Source organism: Halorubrum sp. SD612 (genome assembly GCF_002135005.1).
On record NZ_NEWI01000172.1, the window covers coordinates 1 to 4,754 of the forward strand.

Sequence of the window (4,754 nt, forward strand, 5' to 3'; positions counted from 1 at the left end):
TCGTCGAGCTCGGCGGCACCTGCTCCGGCTGCGGTATCTCGAACATCACCGCCGACAACATCCGCCGCGACCTCATCATGGACTTCGACGAGGTCGACAACGTGACGGTGCGGACCGCCTCCTCCGGCGATCAGGGCGCCTCGACGGTCGAGGGCGGTCGCGGCGGCGAGCTCCGCCACGAGACCGACTCCGCGAATCACTTCTGAACGCGGCGGGCCGTCCCGCCGCGAGGCCTCTCGATTCCGCCGCCTCTCTTATAGCGACGTGAACGGCAGCGACGCGAGCGAATCGGGGCCGTAGTCGAGCGCGTCGGCCTGCGAGACGCCGTCCGGCGTCACGAGGTCGACGACCCGCGGCGCGTTCCCGGCCGCGCCCTCGCGCGCGCCGCCGAAGACGAAGGTCCCGGCCTCTTCGGCGACCGCGCGCAAGTTGCCGCGGTCCTCCGAGCCGACGACCGGCGCCACCTCCCAGCCAGAGATGTCGCCGCCGACCGCGGACTTCGGCACCGAGACGACGGCCGTGTTCGACTCGAAGCTCACGAACACCTCCGGCGTGCCGAGGTCTCCGCCGTCGGCGTCGGTGATCCCTTTCGCGAAGCCGCTGGCGTCGATCCGGTACTGCCACGGCGCGCCGAACTCGGCGGTGAGCCCGAGATCGTCCAGCGCGCTCGTGCGGCCGCCGTTCGCGTCGGGATCGCGCAAGTAGACGAGGAAGTAGTGCGGCGAGAAGTCGCCGCCGAACGCGTCGTAGAGGTTCTCAACCTCGAATGCGAACCGGTACTCTTTCTCGGTCTCTAAGACGCGGAATGAGCGCAGATCGAACGCGCCGTCTCGGAACGCACCGTCCGTCGGGTAGACGTACTCGCCGGGCCCGTCGTCGTCGCGCTTCGGGTCGGTCAGCTCGGCGACGACGTCGCCGGGAGCGACGGTAACCGTCTCCGTGGCGAGCTCCTCGTCGGTCTCCGGGTCGCGAACGGCGACGTCGTAGGTGCCGATCGCCGTGATCCGGTAGCCGAGTTCGACCGTCTCGTCCGTCGCGTTCGGCGGGAGCCGGACGTTGGCGAGCGTCTCGACCTCGCCGTCGACGACGATCTCGACGTTCGTGCCGCCCACGAACCCGGCGTCGTTCGACCCCGTCCCCGCGATGAACGACTCGTCGAGGTCGGCCTCCTCCGCGATCTCGATCGAGATGTCCTGTTCCGGCGGCTCGTACTCCGGGAGTCGACCGATCTCGCGGCCCCGCGCCGGACGGAACCTGACAGCAGTTCCGCCGCTCGGCGCGAGCGACGCGAGCAGCGTCGTGCTCGGGGTGACGATCGCCTCGTCGATCCGGACCCCGGTCGGGTCGGCGTCGACGCCTCCTCCGATCGCGTCCGAGTAGATCTCCGCGACGTACTTCGGGCCGTCGCGGCCGCCGCCGTTCCGGTTATTCTTCCCCTTCTCTTTCCCCTTTCCGCCACCGTTGCCGTGCCCCGGCGCGTCCCCGGACTTACCGGGTGCGAGGAAGTCGAGCGGCACGTTGACCGCGCGGCCCGCCCCGTCGGTCATGACGCCGACGTACCACTCGTCGCCGTGCCGGCGGGCGATTGCGAGGTAGCCGCCGATCGCGGCGCCGACGACGCGCGTCTCGTCCCAGCCGGCGGCCGGAACGGACTCGACGAAGGAGAACTCCGGCTTCGCGTCGAAGTTCTCGTTCTCCGGAACGTACCCCTCGTACTCGGCCGGGATCGGGGAGGGCTCGCCCGATTCGGTGACGGCGACCGCGTTGAGGTTGAATCCCCCCACGTCGCCGGTGAACCCGTCTCCGCCGTCCTCGTAGTCGAGCTCGACCGCGATCTCGGTGTCGCCCGCGTCGAGTTCCACCCCGGTCGTGAACACCCGCCAGTCGTCCCAGTAGGCGGTGGAGTCGGGTTCGATCGTCCGGCTCGCGTCGCCGACGCGGAGCGTCGCTCGCGGCCCGCCGGCGTCGATCACGCGTTGCGCGTTCTCCTCCGGCGCGCTCGCGTACCGGAGGTGGAGGTCGTATGTCCCCGGCTCCTCGACGCCGCGCACGACGTACGTCACCGACGAGCCGCTCGGTGCGCGGTTAGGGTCGACGGCGACGTGGTTCGTGCCGAACGCGTCCCGCCACGTGTCGTCGGTCACCAGTCCGTCGCGCTCGCCAGCCGCGGCTTGGAGCCCCTCGCCCACCTCGAACGTCTCGTCGACGTACCCCTCGATCCGGTCGGCGGCCATCTGGAGGCCGCTGAGGTACGTCGGGTACATCGCGAGCTGCTTGGCGCGGGTCGTCTGGACCTGGTCGCCGCGGTCGTCGCCGAAGGTCACGTCGAAGATACCCGGCTGGAAGCTCACCGGGCCGGCGAGGTTCCGCGTGAACGGGAGCGTGACGTGGTGGTCGCGGCCGACGTTCGATCCGAGCTGGCCGAACCCGTCGTACTCCTGGGCCTTCACCACCTCGCGGTTCGCCACGTTCGGGTAGGTCCGGATCTCGCCGGTCGGCTTGATCCCCTCGTGGATCTCCAGCAGCTGACGGTTCGCGGCCGCCTCACGGATCGCGAGCCGGTGGTGGTTCACCGCGAGCTGGTTGTGCTGGTTGTGGGTCGGCTCGGCGCCGTCGCCGTCGATGCCGAGCCCCGGGTCCGAGACGTACCCGTTCTTGATCGAGTTGATCCCCTCGGCCTCGTACCCCGCGAACACGTCCTCGTCGAGGATCGCGGCCTCGTACTGCGGGATGTTACCGGCCGTCTCGTTGTGGATCGTCATCTCGACGGGGTCCGGCAGCGACGCGCCGAAGTCGGTCACCTCGGGCACGTCGAAGTCCGGATAGGAGTCGTCGACGCCGAAGCCGAAGCCGGTACCGTCCCCGGGATAGGTGTCCCACCCCTCGTTCCACCCCTCGACGAGCACGCTGTCGATCCCGTTCTCGCTCGCGAAGCGCATGTACCGCTTCATGCGCTCGGTCCGCGCACCGTGGACGTACGCGGCGGGATTTCCGTCGTTCCCGACGATCTCGTCGTCCGACTTGTACTCCCAGTTCGCCTGCCCCGCGATCATCGTCCACCAGATGCCGACGTACTTGCGGGGCTCGATCCAGTCGGCGTCCGGCTCGCCGCCCGCGGTCGGCAGCGCCGACTCGTCGAGCGGGTCGGCGAGCAGCGGGACGAGCTGCGACTCGATCAGCTCGCCCGGCCGGTCGACGACCTGTATCGTCCGCCACGGCGTCGCGGCCGGGAGGTCGAGCGAGGCCCGCGACCCGTCGGGCAGCGGCGTGAGCTCGGTCGCGAACGCCGTCCCCCCGTCGTCGCTCCGGGGCGCGAGCGTCGCGGCCGCGTAGTCGTCGAGGTTCGCCTCGTGGACGCTGAGGTACGCGTCGCCCGCGTCCACCGTCAGCGGCGTGTGCGCGCCGGTCCGGGTCGGCGTGTCCGTCGGCCGCGTCTCGCGGCTCCCGGCCGGTATCTCCGACAGCGGCGTCTCCGCGTACTCCTGCTCGAACCGCGGATTGGTTACCTCGTTTCGGATCCACCAGGCGTCGTAGTCGGCCGCGAAGTCGACGCCGGTGTTCTCCGAGTCGATCACCGCCTTCTCCGAGTGGCTCGCGAACCCCTCCCCGAGGACGACCCGGAGGCCGACCCCGTCGTCGAACGCGCGCACTTGGAGGGTCGCGGTCCGCGCGTCCGCCGCGGGGGCGCCCGACCCGTCCGCGTCCCCGGCGGCGTCGGCGAGCCCGACGCTCAGGGCGCGGTACTCCGCGGACACCTCCTCGTACGCGCCCCACACCGGCTCCCACTCCTCGGTCGCCGACTCGCGCTCGGTGCCCGTAACCGTCACCGGGCCCGACTCCCCGTCGGCGCTCGCGCCGAACGACGGCTGATTCCGGAAGTCGAACCCGACCGTCGACGGTCCGACGTACGTTTCGCCGCCGCGAGCGACCTCGTAGGTCGGGGTTCCGCCGGTGACGTCGACCGTGACCGCGATCGATCCGTCGGGCGACTCGACCGTCTGGACCGGGTCGTCCGCCTCGTTGTCGACTCGCGCGGCGTCGTCGGCCGACACGTCTCGCGAGTAGGCCGCGGCGGCGACCAGCGCCCCCACGCTCCCGAGGAACCCCCGCCGCGTCGCGCCGTCAAACGTTTGCTGTGATCGTTTCTCACGCATTCCGTCCGCAGCGTGTATGCGATGAATAATAATGCTATTGTAACGAATCGAAGTGATTGGATTTCGAAACGACCGAGTCGACGACCCCGTGGGAGCGGACCGTTCCGAGAGGAATCCGCCTTACAGCGCGTTCTCCAGCGCCGACGCGACGCTCCGCACCTTTTCGGCCAGCGCCTCGGGGGTGCCGGCTGCGACCGACTCGGCCAGCTCCTCGTCGTCGACGCGCTCGACCGTCCCGTCGGGATGTTTCATCACGTCGACGTGGAGGTCCACGTAGCGGGCCGCGTCGGGGAACACCTCGACGGGCGTACAGACGTTGACGTACGTCCCGCGGACCGTCCCGTCCCGGCCGCGGTACGTCGTCGGGTACCACCAGCGCCCCTCCTTCAGGCTCGTCTCGGCGACGTCGCCGGCCTCGCGGTCGACGCCGAGCCCGTCGTAGGTCCCCCCGCCGGTCATCTCGCGTTCGACGGTGACGGTCCCGTCGGCGTCGACTCCCGTCACCGTCCCCTCGCCGAGGGTGATCAGCCGGCCGTCGGGCTTCCCGTGGTCGATCCGGAGCGCGTCGCCCTCGCGCGGGCCGAACGCGTCGGCCACGAC

The 4,754-nt window shown here is 70.5% G+C and carries 2 protein-coding genes and 1 pseudogene; 1 reads left to right on the forward strand and 2 read right to left on the reverse strand.

All coding sequences use genetic code 11. The features are described 5' to 3' along the window. Positions 1-206, forward strand: a pseudogene (locus B9G38_RS14280) (hypothetical protein); the annotation flags it as partial. A 48-nt stretch (positions 207-254) separates the two neighbouring features. Here the strand turns inward: B9G38_RS14280 and B9G38_RS14285 are convergent. Next, positions 255-4,091: a glycoside hydrolase family 97 catalytic domain-containing protein gene (locus tag B9G38_RS14285; protein WP_086220813.1), complete on the reverse strand. Its 3,837-nt coding sequence runs from the start codon at positions 4,089-4,091 to the stop codon at positions 255-257. A gap of 183 nt (positions 4,092-4,274) precedes the next feature. Next, positions 4,275-4,754: DUF402 domain-containing protein (locus B9G38_RS14290; protein ID WP_143415482.1), on the reverse strand; the 480-nt coding region annotated here is incomplete at its 5' end.